General features: G+C 60.6%; 14 protein-coding genes. 2 read left to right on the top strand and 12 right to left on the bottom strand.

All coding sequences use genetic code 11. The features are described 5' to 3' along the window. Nucleotides 1-97: 97 nt before the first annotated feature. From HMPREF2927_RS07285 to HMPREF2927_RS07310, 6 genes are all read right to left on the bottom strand, one after another. Entirely contained in the window at nt 98-436 is a 339-nt protein-coding gene (locus HMPREF2927_RS07285; RefSeq protein ID WP_005506034.1) for an RNA polymerase-binding protein RbpA, read from the bottom strand. Between the two features lie 190 nt (nt 437-626). Continuing rightward, nucleotides 627-1,622 (bottom strand): SPFH domain-containing protein, encoded by a 996-nt coding sequence (locus HMPREF2927_RS07290; protein ID WP_070686792.1) that lies wholly within the window; start codon nt 1,620-1,622, stop codon nt 627-629. Nucleotides 1,623-1,702: 80 nt separating this feature from the next. Next, complete coding sequence (locus HMPREF2927_RS07295; protein ID WP_070686795.1) at nt 1,703-2,152, bottom strand: NfeD family protein; 450 nt, start codon at nt 2,150-2,152, stop codon at nt 1,703-1,705. A gap of 548 nt (nt 2,153-2,700) precedes the next feature. Continuing rightward, nucleotides 2,701-3,774 (bottom strand): anthranilate phosphoribosyltransferase, encoded by a 1,074-nt coding sequence (trpD, locus tag HMPREF2927_RS07300; protein WP_070686797.1) that lies wholly within the window; start codon nt 3,772-3,774, stop codon nt 2,701-2,703. 113 nt (nt 3,775-3,887) lie between these two features. Then, nucleotides 3,888-4,241, bottom strand: coding sequence for a HesB/IscA family protein (locus HMPREF2927_RS07305; protein WP_005506039.1), 354 nt, complete (start codon nt 4,239-4,241; stop codon nt 3,888-3,890). Nucleotides 4,242-4,488: 247 nt separating this feature from the next. Beyond that, nucleotides 4,489-5,883: a M20/M25/M40 family metallo-hydrolase gene (locus HMPREF2927_RS07310; protein ID WP_070686798.1), complete on the bottom strand. Its 1,395-nt coding sequence runs from the start codon at nt 5,881-5,883 to the stop codon at nt 4,489-4,491. A gap of 126 nt (nt 5,884-6,009) precedes the next feature. On the opposite strand from HMPREF2927_RS07310, the gene HMPREF2927_RS07315 reads away from it, so the two are divergent. Next, the gene (locus tag HMPREF2927_RS07315; RefSeq protein ID WP_070686800.1) at nt 6,010-6,639 is read left to right on the top strand and encodes a DUF3043 domain-containing protein; all 630 of its coding nucleotides are present in this window, start codon (nt 6,010-6,012) and stop codon (nt 6,637-6,639) included. Nucleotides 6,640-6,929: 290 nt separating this feature from the next. Here HMPREF2927_RS07315 and HMPREF2927_RS07320 read toward each other — a convergent pair whose 3' ends face one another. From HMPREF2927_RS07320 to HMPREF2927_RS07345, 6 genes are all read right to left on the bottom strand, one after another. Beyond that, a complete protein-coding gene (locus tag HMPREF2927_RS07320) occupies nt 6,930-8,018 on the bottom strand; it encodes a quinone-dependent dihydroorotate dehydrogenase (protein WP_070686802.1) in 1,089 nt (362 codons plus the stop codon). Between the two features lie 69 nt (nt 8,019-8,087). Then, entirely contained in the window at nt 8,088-8,879 is a 792-nt protein-coding gene (locus tag HMPREF2927_RS07325) for an isoprenyl transferase (protein WP_070643285.1), read from the bottom strand. Between the two features lie 175 nt (nt 8,880-9,054). Then, complete coding sequence (gene recO, locus HMPREF2927_RS07330; protein WP_070686804.1) at nt 9,055-9,906, bottom strand: DNA repair protein RecO; 852 nt, start codon at nt 9,904-9,906, stop codon at nt 9,055-9,057. A 214-nt stretch (nt 9,907-10,120) separates the two neighbouring features. After that, on the bottom strand, nt 10,121-10,399 hold the full coding sequence (locus HMPREF2927_RS07335) for a hypothetical protein (protein ID WP_070643281.1): 279 nt from the start codon (nt 10,397-10,399) through the stop codon (nt 10,121-10,123). A gap of 387 nt (nt 10,400-10,786) precedes the next feature. Further along, complete coding sequence (locus tag HMPREF2927_RS07340; protein WP_070686806.1) at nt 10,787-11,746, bottom strand: L-lactate dehydrogenase; 960 nt, start codon at nt 11,744-11,746, stop codon at nt 10,787-10,789. A gap of 275 nt (nt 11,747-12,021) precedes the next feature. Then, on the bottom strand, nt 12,022-13,641 hold the full coding sequence (locus tag HMPREF2927_RS07345) for an amidohydrolase (protein WP_070686808.1): 1,620 nt from the start codon (nt 13,639-13,641) through the stop codon (nt 12,022-12,024). Between the two features lie 339 nt (nt 13,642-13,980). On the opposite strand from HMPREF2927_RS07345, the gene HMPREF2927_RS07350 reads away from it, so the two are divergent. Further along, on the top strand, nt 13,981-15,066 hold the full coding sequence (locus tag HMPREF2927_RS07350) for a 2,3-butanediol dehydrogenase (protein WP_070686811.1): 1,086 nt from the start codon (nt 13,981-13,983) through the stop codon (nt 15,064-15,066). Nucleotides 15,067-15,121: the final 55 nt, after the last annotated feature.

The following is a 15,121-nucleotide window of genomic DNA, read 5'->3' on the forward strand; positions in this document are numbered from 1 at the left end:
CGACGGAAGCCAGCACCACAACAAGAAGGGCCCGCTAAGAGCACGAGTGGCGCTTAGCGGGCCTTCTACAGCGTTCTACGGAGCCTCTACGGTACTTTTAGAGCGCGTAGTGCTTGCGGTAGTATTCCAGGCGGTCTTCCAGGGTCTTTTCCAGCTCTTCGATGCTACGGCGTTCCATGAGCATGTCCCAGTGGGTACGTGCGGGCTTCTCTTCTTCGGCGTCTGCGGTGGAGTCGCCGTTGACGAGGTATGCTTCCTTGCCGGACTTTGCGGTCCATACCGAGGGGATCTCTGCTTCTGCCGCGAAGGTCACGAAAACGCGGTCACCGTCAGCGGTACGGTATTCGACGCGCTGGCGGGGCGCGGGCTGTACGTTCGATTCGGTTTCCATCGACTGGGAACCCAGGCGCATACCGCGCAGGCTACGATCGCTCATTTTTCCTCCAGTGTCGTCGGGTGCGCTCTTTGGCGCTTTAGGCATAACGTTGGGCGGGGGAGAGCTATTCCCTCGAACGTTTTACAAAACATCCATTATATCGGTAATAGTCTCCACCCGCCCAACGTGGTGGTGTTTATTCGGCGTGATTTTTGGTGATTCACGCCTTTTTATGCGTTAGATTTCGCGTTTAGCCGTTGATGCCGTAGCTTCCGGGTGCCTGCGGTGCGCTCTTGGGCGCCTCTGTTGCAGGCTTCTTCGGCGCGTCCGCAAGGTCGGATGCGGGCAGGGTGCCGAAGGCGTTGCCCAGGCCGCGCAGTGCATCGCCGAGTTCGGTCGGGATGAACCAGAGCTTATTGGCGTCGCCTTCGGCGAGCTTGGGCAGGGTCTGCAGGTACTGGTAGGTGAGCAGCTGCTGGCTGGGGTTGGATTCGTGGATTGCTGCGAAGACCTTCTGCACGGCTTCTGCTTCACCGTTTGCGCGCAGGATTGCGGACTGTGCGTCACCTTCTGCACGAAGGATCTGTGCCTGCTTTTCACCCTCTGCACGCAGGATGGCTGCGCGGGATTCACCTTCTGCGGTCAGAATGTCGGACTGCTTCTGGCCTTCTGCGGTGAGGATTGCGGCGCGGCGGTCACGCTCTGCACGCATCTGCTTCTCCATGGAGTCCTGGATGGATACCGGGGGCTGGATTTCCTTGATGTCCACGCGGGAGACGCGCAGGCCCCAGCGGCCGGTGGTGGAGTCGAGTACGCCTCGCAGCTCCGCGTTGATCTGGTCGCGGGAGGTGAGGGTCTGCTCCAGGTTCAGGCCACCGACGACGTTACGCAGGGTTGCGCTGGTCAGCTCGTCTACGGCACGAATGTAGTTGGTAATTTCGTAGGTTGCAGCCTGGGGGTCGGTGACTTGGAAGTACACGACGGTGTCGATGCCGACCACGAGGTTATCTTCGGTAATCACGGACTGCGAGGGGAAGGAAACGACCTGTTCACGCAGGTCGATGAGGGGCAGCACGCGGTCAACTACGGGGATGACGATGTGCAGGCCGGGCTTGAGAACGGCGTGGAACTTACCCAGTCGTTCGACGATGCCGGCTCGTCCCTGCGGGATGACGCGCACGGTCTTTGCGAGCATCGTCAGCACGAAGAGGATGAGTAGGACCGTCAGAATAAGGCTGATAGGCATTGTTTCTCCTTATCGGTGAGTTATATGGTGTGTTTTTTTGGTATCTGAACCTGCTTTTGGAGCCGGTATTCAGATGGGTCTCAGTCGTGGGGGAGAGGCTCTACGATTGCAGTAGCACCTTCAATGGCTCGTACCCTCGCGTGTGATCCTGCTACGAGCGTTCCGGAGGCGGTGCGCGCCGTCCAGGTGTCGCCAGCTAGTACAACCAAACCAGTTTCACTAGTCACATCTTGAGTGACGCGCACCTCAGCACCAACGAGTGCTTCAGCATTAGTGACAGCACCGGTGGCTGATTTATTGAGCTTTTTCAGCAGCGGCGGGCGCAGACCAAGAACCAGAATCAGGCAGATTACCACGAAAATAACGGCTCGAATCAGCATGTTATCCACGAAGGGCGATATTGCTGCGGTGATGCCTGCGCTAATCGCCAGCATGAGAAAGAACAGGTCGAGGCTGAGCATTTCTATGACGGCGAAAACGAGGGCGAGTGCAACCCAGAGTGTCCAGGGTGTCTCAAAGAGCCAATCCACGAGTTTTCTCCTTTGGTGTACATCAAACCGGCGTGGTTGACGTTGAATCTGCACACGAGGCGACAGCACCTTCGTGATGCGGGGTATATCCATTATTTCAGGTGGATTGAGTACTGGTGACAGTTCTGGTGACCGAGTGAGGTTAATACATAAACTGTTAAGACTTTATTTAGATACGGGGAATCTTTGGTTCATTCTAGACCTCCCTAAAAAGCCGATAATATACATTATGTAAAGTAGACCTATTTTTCACTACCCCACCGGCTGCTCACCGGTGCTTTCTACTCTCAGGCTGGCACGGATCAAACCTGTGCGCTCCTCGCAGGGCGACTACACTGTTCCATCCGCGGTTCTGAGCTTCCGCTATTCTGCGCTCCACGCACCTTGCGTCTTCCTCGGTACTCAGCCGCACGCTCACATGCCCCGAACCTTCGGGCTCCTCAGTATGTCCCTCAACGCATCCCGTTAAACGACAAGCACCCGAGACGAGCTCACACCATTCGGTGCGCTCTGTTCGTCTCGGGTGCCTGCCATCAATTTCTAGAGCTTTACGCTTCTGCGTGCTTTTCGCTGAACTCTACCCATGCGTTGAGCACACGCTCCGCTGCGCCGGATGCAATAGATTCGCGCGCATCAGCCAAAGCCTGAGTGAAACGGGTCTCAAAGCTCTCCCCGTTGACCGGGCGGTACGCGACCAGGCCAGCCGCAGCGTTCATCACCACAGCGTCGTGAATGGCGCGCAGCGGGCTCTTCGGGGCCTCGCCCTCCCCCGCCAAAATTGCACGGAAAACGCCCGCATTGTACTCGGCGTCGCCGCCACGCAACTGCTCCAGCGGTGCGTTCTGCAGACCGTACTCGGTCGGATCAAAACGATACTCGGTCAGCTCGCCGTCGACAGCCTCCCACAGGCGGCTCGTGGTGGCGATGGTCAGCTCGTCCAGGCCGTCATCACCGCGGAAAATCAGGGCGTGGTCGCCGCGCTCCGCGAAGACGTGAGCCATCTTCTCAGCCATGATCGGGTTAGCAACGCCGATAGCCGAGGACTTCACGCGAGCCGGGTTGGTCATGGGGCCCAGGTAGTTGAACGCGGTCGGAATACCGAGCAGGCGGCGGGTCGGGCCCACATGGCGCATTGCCGGGTGGAAAGTCATCGCAAACAGGAACGTGATGCCGGTCTCGCGAGCGCATTCGGCGACTGCGGGAATGGGCATGTCGAGGCGGATTCCGAGGGCTTCGAGGACGTCTGCGGAGCCGGATTTGGAGGTGGAGGCGCGGTTGCCGTGTTTGACGACGGTGGCGCCGGTGCCTGCGATGACGAGGGCTGCCATGGTGGAGATGTTGACGGTGTTTTGCTGGTCGCCGCCGGTGCCGACGATGTCTACGGCGTGGGGGTTGATGTCGACGGTTTCGGCTTTGGCGATCATGCCGGCTGCGAGGGCGCCGAGTTCTTCGGGGGTTTCGCCTTTGGAGTGGAGGGCGGTGAGGAAGGATGCGAGGATCGGCTGTTCGGTTTGGCCGGTCATGATGTGGTCCATTGCCCAGGCGACTTCGGTGTCGGTGAGGTTTTGGTGTTTGACGAGCTGGTTGAGGATGTGTTTCCAGGTGATTTCGTGCGTAGTCATGTGTTAAGTGTAAAACCCCCGCCGCGTATCTGCATGGTTGGGTGCAGTATGCGAGACGGGGGTTTATGAGGCGTGTTGCACCGTGGGGTGCTTAGCGCTGGGGTGTTTTCGGTTTAGTGGAAGGAGTCACCGCATGCGCAGGAGCCTGCTGCATTGGGGTTGTCGATGGAGAAGCCCTGCTTTTCGATGGTGTCTTCGAAGTCGATGGTGGAGCCGTCGAGGTAGGGTGCGCTCATCTTGTCGACGATGACTTCTACGCCGTCGAAGTTGCGGACTGCGTCGCCGTCGAGGACGCGCTCGTCGAAGTAGAGCTGGTAGATGAGGCCGGAGCAGCCGCCGGGCTGGACGGCGATGCGCAGGCGCAGGTCGGTGCGGCCTTCCTGTTCGAGGAGGGTGCGGACCTTGGTCTGTGCTACTTCGGTGAGGTTGACGCCGTGGGTCGGCAGTTCGGTGGTGGTTTCACTCATTGGTGTTGTCCTTTTGTTTGGTTGGTTGCCCGTGTGCGCCGCGTGTGGGTGCGTGTGGGCGTTTTAGCCTTCACGATACGCGCCTGGGTGTTTGATGTACAACCTAGGGTGTGCATAGTTCGCCGGGGGCGTGAGTGTTGGTGTGGGGGCTTGACATGTAATTCTGCTTCTAGGATACCGAAAAAGTGGGGGTTGGGGTTTGTGACCCTTCTCCCCCACTTTTTGTGGATGTTCCTAGCGAGCGCGTTTAGCGAGCGCCAAGTGCGCTCAGAAGCAGTGCCTCCGCGAGGATTGCGTTCTTGAAGTCCGGGATGTAGAGGGACTCGTTGGCGCTGTGTGCGCGGGTGTCGGGGTCTTCTACGCCGGTGACGAGAATCTGTGCCTGCGGGAAGAGGTCCTTCAGGTCGGAGATGAACGGGATGGAGCCGCCCATGCCGGTCTGTACGGGTTCTACGTCCCAGGCGGCGCGCATTGCGTCGAGGGCGGTTTGTGCGCCGTCTGCGTCGACTTCGGTGGCGAAGGGCATACCGGAGTCGACGGCGGTGTAGTTCGCCTGGGCACCGTGGGGTGCGTGTGCCTTGATGTGTTCGGTGAGTGCGCGGTGTGCGTTTTCGGGGTTGTCGCCGGGTGCTAGGCGGGTGCTGATGCGTGCGCGGGATACGACGGCGAGGGTGTTGGAGGAGGTTGCGATGGAGGGGATGTCCATGCCGATGACGGAGATTGCCGGCTGGGTCCACAGGCGGGATGCAACACTACCGGTGCCTGCTAGGGGTACGGTGTCGAGGATGCCGGAGTCGTTGCGGAAGTCTGCTTCGGCGTATTCGAGTTCGGGTTCGGGGGCGCGGTGCAGGCCTTCGACGGCTACGGCGCCGGTGGCGTCGTGCAGGGTGGCGAGTAGCTGCGCCATGAGGGTGTGTGCGTCGAGCATGGGGCCGCCGAACATGCCGGAGTGGATGGCGTGGCTGCCGACGCGTACTTCGATGTCGCCGGATGCGACGCCGCGCAGGCTGGTGGTCAGTGCGGGTACGCCGGCACGCCAGTTGGCGGAGTCTGCGACAACAATGTAGTCAGCGGACAGTTCCTCACGGTAGGTGTTGAGGAAGGAGACGAAGGAGGGCGAGCCTGCCTCTTCTTCACCCTCAATGAAGAGCTTCACGCCGAGCTTGAAGTCATCGCCGAGAGTTTCGTTGAGAGCTGCGAGCGCGGCGAGGTGCACGAGGATGCCTGCCTTGTCGTCTGCTGCGCCGCGGCCGTAGAGGCGGTCGCCCTTGCGGGTTGCGACGAAGGGTTCGATGTCCCACAGGTCGAGGTCGCCGGCGGGCTGCACGTCGTGGTGGGCGTAGAGCAGGATGGTCGGGTAGCCTTCTGCGGCGGGGCGGGAGGCGATGACGGCGGGCATGCCCTGCTTTTCGGTGCCGTCTGCGGTGGTGTAGGTGGCGCGTTCGATGCGTACGTTGTTGAAGCCTGCCTTGGTTGCGAGCGCGGCGACTGCCTCGGCGCTGCGGTCTACCTGGGTGAGGTCGTGCGATTCCCAGGCGATGGAGGGGATGGCGACGAGCTCGGTGAGAGTCTGCAGGGTTGCTTCGAAGTTTTTGGTGACGGCGTCGCTGAGGGCGCTGTGGTGGGTGAATTCAGTAGTCATGTTTCTACCTTACCCCCACCTTGACCCCGTCTTGGCCCGAACCGTCGAGTGGTTGGGGTTGTTTCAGTTGCTGGTGTGGGCTTGTGGGGGCGGGTTTGATGTGTACCGTTCGGGTATGATGGGAGGGTGTTTGGTCGTAAGAAAGAGAAGGCTGAAGCGGAAGCTGTTCAGCCGCAGGTTGTAGAGGAGCCTCAGGCTCCGGTTAATCCGAAGTTCACCCCGAAGAAGGGCCGTCCTACTCCTTCGCGTAAGGAGCAGCAGGCGGCTCGTCGTCAGCCTCTGGTTGTTAATGACCGTAAGGAGGCGAAGGCGCGTGAACGAGAGGCGATGGCAAAGGCTCGTGAGCGTCAGAATGATGCGTTGATGGGTGGCGATCAGCGTTACCTGCCCGCCGTGGATCGTGGTTCGCAGCGCCGTTATATCCGTGATTATGTGGATGCGCGCCGTAACCTTGGCGATTTTATGTTGGCTGTGCTGCTGGTTCTGCTTATTGGTGGCTGGATTGCTCAGGGTGTGTCGGGTACGTCTAGCGTTGGTGCACCGATTTATTACGGTTCCGTGTACGCGATGTATGCGCTGATGATTCTGTGGGTTGTTGACTACTTTATTTTGTGGCGCAGCCTGAAGAAGAAGCTGATTGCGAAGTTCGGCGAGGTTCAGCGTGGTTCTGGCATGTATGCGTTTAACCGTGTGATGATGATTCGTCGTATGCGCCGCCCGGTTCCGATGGTGAAGTACGGCGAGTACCCGCACTAAGTCGTTAGTGCCTTATAGGTGCTTGGGGAGAGGTCCTGAAGGTTCAGGCCTCTCCCCTATTTTTATGCCCGCTAATCCTCTATACGCGAGAAGCCACATGTGTTTCGAGAAGCTACTTCTTTGGTGGCTTTTCGAAACACATGTGGCTTTTCGGCAGAATAGAGGGCACACAAAGGGGGGGCACCGACTCCACCCCCTACGGGTAGAGAACGGTGCCCCCTTTTCAGCACGCAGAGTCGACACGCCAAGTCAGCGTGCCGGGAAGCATAACGCTCCCGCCTGCAAACCTTCTAGCGGCGAGCGCGGCGCAACTTCACCAGGCCACGGTTAATGTGTGCCGCCCAGAGTGGACCCTCATACAGGAACGCGGTGTAGCCCTGCACCAGGTCAGCGCCAGCGTCCAGGCGCTCCTGCACATCCTCAGCGGTGGTCACGCCGCCAACGGAGATGATGGCGAGGTCATCGCCGATTTCACGCTTGAGCAGTCGCAGCACCTCCAGGGAGCGCGGCTTCAGCGGCGCACCGGAGAGGCCGCCAGCACCGATTTCCTTGACCTTGGTCATGTCGCTGGTCAGGCCCATGCCGTCGCGGGCGATGGTGGTGTTGGTGGCGATGATGCCGTCCAGCTTCAGCTCCTTAGCCAGGGCTGCCACCTCGATCACGTCCTCATCGACCAGGTCCGGCGCGATCTTCACGGTCAGCGGTACGTGGCGGTTGGGGCATGCGCGGTCTGCCTCTTCACGCACGGCGGCAAGCAGCGGGCGCAGCGACTCGATAGCCTGTAGGGTGCGCAGACCCGGAGTGTTCGGGGAGGAGACGTTGACGACCAGGTAGTCTGCCTGCGGTGCCAGGGTGCGGGTAGAGATCAGGTAGTCCTCGATAGCGTTCTCGAGTTCCACGATCTTGGTCTTGCCGATGTTCACGCCGATAACCGGGCGTACAGCGCCGCGGTATTCAGTTTCGAGGTCTGCACGGGCGGCGGCTACGCGCGGGCCTGCCGCTGCGGCGCCGTCGTTGTTGAAGCCCATGCGGTTGATGACCGCCTTATCTTCCACGAGGCGGAAGAGGCGCGGCTGCGGGTTGCCGGGCTGCGCCTGGCCGGTGATGGTGCCGATCTCGACGTGGCCGAAGCCGATACCAGCCAGCGCGGCAATGCCCTTGCCGCCCTTGTCGAAGCCTGCAGCCAGGCCGAACGGCGAGGGGAAAGTAATGCCCATGACGGTGGTTGCCAGTTCGGGGGCGGGCTGGAAGTACTTGCGCAGCGCGCGGGTGATGCCGACGTTGCGCAGGGTCTGAACGCCCCAGAAGCCGACGTGGTGTGCCTTCTCGGGGTCCATGCCCTTGAAGAAGATGTTGAAGAAGGTCGGGTAGATGCGCATTTGTTCTCCCTAGTGTTGGAGGGTGTGGGTGGTTTATGGGGCTATGAGCCGGGACTGTATGCCGGGCCGCTACTTGTCGTTGGTGACGGCGTCGACAGCGCCACCGTAGCGGCGGTCGCGGCGCGCATACTCTTCGACAGCTTCCCAGAGGGTGCGGCGGTCAACGTCGGGCCAGAGCACGTTCATGAAAATCATCTCGGCGTAGGCGCTCTGCCACAGCAGGAAGTTCGAGATGCGCTGCTCACCGGAGGAACGCAGGAACAGGTCAACGTCGGGCAGGTCAGGCTCGTCCAGGTACTTCTGAATGGTCTTTTCGGTAATGTTGCCGGGCTTGATCTTGCCCGCCACAGCGTCCGCTGCGATAGCTGCCGCCGCGTCAGCGATTTCTGCGCGGCCGCCGTAGTTCACGCACATGGTGAGGGTGCAGACGGTGTTGTCGATGGTTTCGCGCTCGCAGTGTTCGAGCTCTTCGATGACGTTCTTCCACAGCTTGGGTCGGCGGCCAGCCCAGCGGATGCGCACACCCCAGGTCTTGAGGGTTGCCAGCTGACGCTGCAGCACCTCGGTGGAGAAACGCATGATGAACGCGACTTCGCTGGGTGAGCGTTTCCAGTTTTCGGTGGAGAACGCGTAGGCGGTAACGTACGGGATGCCCATTTCGATAGCGCCCGCAACAACGTCCAGCAGTGCCGCCTCGCCGGCGCGGTGGCCCTCGGTGCGGGGCAGGCCGCGTTCGTTCGCCCAGCGGCCGTTACCGTCCATGACGACGGCGACGTGCTGCGGAATGAACTTCTTCGGGATCGGCGGCGGGGTTGCCCCGGTGGGGTGTGCGGGCGGGGGTACGGGCTGGGTGCGTGCCATATGTGCCTTTCTTCCCTGGCGGGTTCTCCCCCGGGGTCGTTTGCCTAGATATGCGCCAGATATAAACCTGGCGTGCTGTTAGCTATTTTACCGTGACACAGCGCGCATGGGCGGGTGCTTCGGGGGTTATTTTGCGTCCTGGTTGGCCCATGTTTGACGCGCCGGCGTGCATCTTTTACGATGCAGGAATTTCTGCTTCGAGGGCGCTCGCCGTTTTCAGGGGGTGTTCGAGCAGGTTTTGGGTGGTTTTCAGGTAGAGTCCCAGAATTTTGGAGGCGACCGGTACCGGTGCTGCGTCAATAGTTGCCCAGGCCCGCGGATCCGCCGATGCGGTAGCGAGCGCATAGCCGAGCTCTTCGGCATGCAGACCGGTTAGGGGCGTGTCGGTGGCGGGTGCGCATTGGGGGCAGAGAACCGTGTGGTGCCCGTAGGTGTGGGCGGTGTGGAAGGCAATGTACCTGCCGCTTCCGCTTGTAGCGACGGGGGTGCTACTGTCTGCCCCGTTATCGCCCCGGCTATCGGTGCTGACAAGCGGGTTGCCGCATCGAGTGCAGTTCTCACCGATGAGCGGCCAGCCGGCGGCGTTCATGCTACGCGCCAGGTAGCGGGTCAGGATCCTCTGCGGCACGTGCTGCCCGTGCGCGAGCACGGCAAGCGCCCCGTGGGTGAGGGTGTAAATATCGGCGGTGCTGTCGGTGTCTTTGGTGAGTGCTTCTGCCAGTTCGGCGATGGTGGAGGCACACGTGTACGCATCGTAGTTCGCCATGATGGGTGCGGTGTAGGCGTGCAGGGTTGCCGCCTGGGTGATGGTGTGCAGGTTGGTTCTGCCGCGGCTGAAGGACAGGTCGGTGTGCATGAACGGTTCGAGTCGTCCACCGAATTTGGAGGTGGGTTTGCGTACGGCTTTGGCGACGGCGTGGGTGATTCCTCCGTCGCGGGTGAGCATGATGATGATGCGGTCGGTCTCGCCGAGTTTTTGGGTACGGAGGATGAGGGCGGCGTCGCGCCAGGTGCGGGGTTCGCTCACGGGTGTCTCCGTTCTCGGTACATGCTCGGTGGGTATCGGGTGGGCAGGTGTTCGGCGGGTGCTTGGTAGACGTTGCACTCAGTAGGCGCTGAGGAGCGGTCGCTGAGGGCAGGGGCTGCACGGGTGTTGCGGGTACGGTTCGACCCCTGCCTCGTTACCCCGCGTAGGGGGTACCGGTCAGGGGTCGGTCCGTAACGTATGGGCGAGGTGCTAGTTAGTCCTCGTACTCGATATCGTCGTCGTCTTCATCTTCTTCGTCGTCGACCAGTTCGTCGAGGTCGTCTTCGTCTTCGTCACCGTAGACGCTCAAAGGAGTGACCTCGTTGTGAGCCTCGAAGAGGGCATCTTCGTAGGCTTCGAAGGCGTTGGCGATTTCTACGTACGCCTCATCGACGGCGGGGTCGTGCTCGCCGGTTCGGTTTACGACGGCGGTCAGGTGCGCCTCCAGCGCGTCAAGGAGGCGGGTGAGTTCGGTGCGAGGATCAATGCTCATGCCATTATTCTACTACCTACGCGCCTATAGTGTGCGCCGGGCGGTCATACAGCGGTTTAAAATGCGGAACTGTGAACGGGCGCGGCAGGTAAATCGGCGGGTAAATTCGGTGCCGTGAAGAGAACGCCAAAGCCAGAGCGGTAAGCCCGGTTAGTCAAGCCAGGCTGGGCGATTCAGGCTGGGCAAGCAAAGCATGCACGCGGCACATCAAGCCCCGCATAGAAGACCTTACAGACACAGCGAACCCGCCGTCCCCGGCTCCCCCACTCCTCAAGGGAGCAGGTGCCGGGTGCGGCGGGTTCTTCTGTCGGTTAGCTCAGCTTGACGCTGCGCCTACTGAATGTTTGCTTCTTGCGGGTTGAGCCGAGAGAATTAGAAGCCGGGTTTTTAGAAGCCCAGGGATGCTGCTGATGCGCGGATTGCCTCAGCGGACGCCTTCAGCTGTGCCAGCTCAGCCTCGTTCATGGGAACCTCGAGCACGCGCTGGATGCCCTCACGGTTGACGATGGTGGGCAGGGACAGTGCAACGTCCTTGAAGCCATACAGCTCGCCTGCAATGGTGGTGGAGACGGGCAGCACTGCGTTCTGGCCGCCGAGGAATGCCTCAGCGATACGTGCGCCGGAGATACCGATTGCGTAGTTGGTGGAACCCTTGCCCTCGATGACCTTGTATGCTGCGCGCATAGCTTCGGTTGCCAGTTCTGCACGGACCTCTTCGGTGAACAGCAGCTTGCCGTCCTGCTTCCACTCGGTCAGGGGAACCATGCCGATGTTTGCTGCGGACCAGACGGGGAACTCGGAGTCGCCGTGCTCGCCAACAACGTTTGCGTGGACGCTCTTGATGGAGACGCCAGCCTTGTTAGCGATCAGCCAACGCAGGCGGGAGGAGTCCAGAACGGTACCGGAGGACAGCACGCGGTTTGCGGGCAGGCCGGTGATCTTCTGGGCAACGATGGTGAGAACGTCACAGGGGTTGGTGACGAGCATGATAATCGCGTTGGGTGCTACGGACAGAATGTTCGGCAGCAGCTTCTCGAGGATTGCAACGTTTGCACCTGCCAGTTCGAGGCGGGGCTGGCCGGGCTTCTGGCGAGCACCAGCGGTGATGATGACCATGTCGCAGTCGCGCAGCAGTTCGATGTCGTCGCCACCGGTTACGGTTGCTTCGTGTGCGAACATTGCGCCGTGTGCGATGTCCAGTGCTTCAGCGTGTGCGCGCTTGCCGTCGATGTCGTACAGGACGATTTCGTCTGCGGAGCCGCGGACCATAGCTGCGTATGCGGTTGCGCTACCGACGCCACCTGCACCGATGACGCCGAGCTTGGTGGGGTTGTTGACACCGTTCATTGCTGTATGCCCTCTTTCGTGAGAGTTATCCGTGTGGTGCGAGAGGATTCTCGCGTGGTTTATCGGGAAGCGGGTGTGTGCCTCGGGGTTGAATTTCCTTGGGTGAGCGTTCTTCCCCGGTGGGCTCGCTTCGTTACTTTCTATTATGCCGCAGATTCTGCGTTTTGTGTTGGATTATTTTGCTTTTTTCGATGGGTGCTGGTGACTTTATGGGCTATGCGGGGTGTTTTTCACTCACAAAACCAAATAATGACGTTCTGACCTTTTGAGCAAGCTCACATGTTGCTAAAGTAGCCCTCCACATCCACAGCACCGCCGGAAGCCTCAAAATCAGCACGAACCGCATCCGCCAGCTCGTCGTCGACCAGGAAGTCCAAAGCCACAGAAGCCAGACCGAACGCCGCATCCAGGGCAGCATCCACCGCCGCCGGAGTGTCAGCACAGTGCGCGAACTCCACCGTGTGCATACCGGTACCCTCGGGCGCAATCTGAATCAGCGGGTGAATACCGGGCACGCGCAGGCTCACATTACCGAAATCAGTAGAAGCCGCCAGGGTGTCACTGACCGTTCCGGGCGGGTACGGGTGGCGACCCACCGAACGCTGAGCCGAAACCCAACGCTTGAGCAACGGACGGTTCGTACGCACCGGCATGGTCATCGGCGAAGAATCCCACGTCACCTCCGCACTCACACCAACCATGAGCGCCGCACCGCGCAGCACTTCCTCAACCCGTCGCGACAGCGCACGCAGAGTCGGCGCGTGCTTAGAACGGATATTAATATGCAGGCTCGCGGAGGCAGGAATCAGGTTCGGGGCGTCCCCGCCGTGGTCAATAATCGCGTGAATACGGTCAGAACCGGGAATCTGCTGGCGCAACAAACCCAAACCCTGATACGCCAGGTTCGCCGCATCCAGCGCGTTACGACCCATAAACGGGTGCGAGGAAGCGTGCGCGCTCACGCCCGTATAGGTCACGCGACATTCACGGCGACCCAACCACGCCTGATCAGCCACATCCATAAAGTAGGGGTGCACCATAATCGCGGCATCCACCCGCTCGAATGCGCCGGCGCGCGCCATCAGCTCCTTACCGGCATCGGACTCTTCGGCGGGCGTGCCGTAGTAGAGGACCCTGCCGCTGAACGCCTCGGGGCCGGTAGCGAGCGCATCCGCCAGGGCAAGGAAAGCGCCCAGCCCGGATACCGCGATGACGTTGTGGCCGCAGCCGTGGCCAATTCCCGGCAGCGCGTCATATTCGGAGAGAATCGCGATGGTGCGGTGTGTGGCGGGGTCGTAGTCGGCGCTGGTGAGCTCCACCTTGAACGCGGTATCCAGACCGAAGGCGGGGTACTCGATACTGAGGTTCGGGTTACTGAGGTTCGGGCAGGCTTCGCGGACCGCATCAACGAGCGTGCTGGAGGCGAAATACTCCTCGTAGGCAGTCTCAGGATGCGCGTGAATCGCCTTGAGAATTGAGGTCAGGGAGTCCGCGCGGGTGGCGACGGATTCGGCGAGGTCGCGGCGAATATGCGCCAGCCCGCTGTCTTCGTCGAGGCGGTGACCGTGATGCGCACCGTGGCCCTTTCCGTGACCGCGCCTCTTTCCATGACCGTAGCGCTCGCCGTGGCTACGTTCCTGCTCGGGCTGACCGTGGTCAGCATGTTCCCGCTCGGGATGCGCATGCCCGCGCTTGCGACGGTGGTCAGCCGCACGCTTACGCTGCTCGGTTTCGAGGGCGAGGATTTCGGAGTACTCGCTACCGCGCACGCAATCAGCGTCGGGCGCGTCATAGTGGCGAGTTATTGCGGCGGGTCGGTTCGGTGCCGTTCGACCGGAGCTGTCAGAAGTGGGCTGGGTGTGGGCGGCGGTGCCCTGTGCGTTCGCGTCAGTCATACTTCTACGCTACCGTCTGCGCTCGCCGGTCGCTAGAGGGTCGGGTGTGATGGAGTCGAAAACACCCAAAAAGAAATTTGTGTCACATAAAAGAAAATTTGTATATATCCTAGGAATCTTTGATTCAGTGGAGTAGCGTTAAGCACATGGGAGCGACAATCCAGCCGTACCCATCACCATCCGGCGCTAGCGATGCGAATGCCGGCAGGACAGTTCACAACCGGTCCAAGCCATGTCGTTTGGGCCCCTGTCAACGCTGTGACAGACCCATGGATGCGAACCGTACCGGCAAGCACACACCGCTGCGAGCGCCACAACCACGCTAAGGAGCTCCATCCCATGAAGGCAGCACGCTTCTACGACCGTAACGACATCCGCATTGAAGACATCCCCGCACCCGAAGCCGCTGCGGGCGAGGTTCTGGTCAAGGTCGCATGGTGCGGTATTTGCGGTACCGACCTGCACGAATACCTTGACGGCCCCATCTTCTGCCCCCAGCACGGTCATCCCCACCCCATTTCTGGTGAGGACTCCCCCGTCACCCTCGGTCACGAATTCTCCGGTGTTGTTGAGGCACTGGGCGAAGGCGTAGACGACCTGCAGGTTGGCGACCACGTTGTCGTCGAGCCCTACATCATTCGTGATGACGTCTACACCGGCCCCGACTCCAAGGACTACCACCTGTCCAAGGACATGAACTTCATCGGTCTGGCAGGTCGCGGTGGCGGTCTGTCCGAGAAGGTTGCCGTCAAGCGCCGCTGGGTTCACAAGATTCCTAACAACATTCCCCTGGACGAGGCTGCACTGATTGAGCCCCTGAGCGTTGGCTACCACGCTGTTGAGCGTGCAGGCGAGTTCGAAGAGGGCGCATTCGCACTAGTGACCGGCGCTGGCCCCATCGGCCTGCTGACCTCCGCAGTTCTGAAGGCTAAGGGCGCTAAGGTCATCATCTCTGAGCTGTCCCCGCTGCGCCGCCAGAAGGCTCTGGACTCCGGCGTTGCTGACTACGCTTTCTCCCCCGCTGAGGTTGACGTCCTGGCTGAGATTCACAAGCTGACCGACGGCCGTGGCGCTGACATCGCGTTCGAGTGCACCTCCGTTCAGCCCGCACTGGACCTGATTCTGGATGCTCTCAAGCCCACCGGTAAGGTCGTCATCGTCTCCATTTGGGGTAAGCCCGCTTCCCTGGATGTTCAGAAGGTTGTGCTCAAGGAGCTCGATATCCGCGGCACCATCGCATACGTGAACTCCCACCCGGAGACCATCAAGCTCGTTGAGTCCGGCAAGATTGACCTCAAGCCCTTCATCACCGGCAAGATTGCTGTGGAAGACCTGATTGACGAGGGCTTCGACACCCTGATCAACCATAATGAGACCGCTGTGAAGATTCTGGTCACCACCGACCCGGAGCGTCTGGCTGAGTAATCTCTCTGAACGATACTGATTCATTCAGTTTCAGCTGATGCAGCTGTTCTTCTAG

The organism is Rothia sp. HMSC061E04, from assembly GCF_001813685.1.
Lineage (GTDB): Bacteria > Actinomycetota > Actinomycetes > Actinomycetales > Micrococcaceae > Rothia > Rothia mucilaginosa.